1 protein-coding gene is annotated in these 327 nt (G+C 52.9%); it reads right to left on the reverse strand.

Annotated features, from left to right (window positions below; all coding sequences use genetic code 11):
* Positions 1-327 (reverse strand): iron-containing alcohol dehydrogenase (locus CIK81_RS17900; RefSeq protein WP_114347299.1); only part of this gene is annotated, 327 nt, incomplete at both ends.

Genomic DNA, 327 nt, shown 5'->3' on the forward strand with positions numbered 1-327 from the left:
ATCGAAATGGCTCTCTCTGACGCCCAAACTGCGGAGCCCTTTGGGGATTCCCAACTGTGTATTGAGATCGGCAAGAGCAGTGGGTAAACCTCCTTCTTGGATCTTCAGTGCGGTTTCTATGCAGCGAATTTTTTCAGGCACCGCATCGCGATTGATTTGCATAACGCTAGGCAGAAAAATGGCATTGAGGGTGCCATGATGTAGCTGTAACTCACGCAGTCCTCCCAAGGCGTGTGAGAGTGCATGAATAGCGCCTAGCCCCTTCTGGAAGGTTAAGCCGCCCTGGAGCGAGCCCATCATCAGCTCCGTGCGGGCATCTAGATTGGT

It is taken from the genome of Brachybacterium sp. JB7 (assembly GCF_003335205.1).
GTDB lineage: Bacteria > Actinomycetota > Actinomycetes > Actinomycetales > Dermabacteraceae > Brachybacterium > Brachybacterium alimentarium.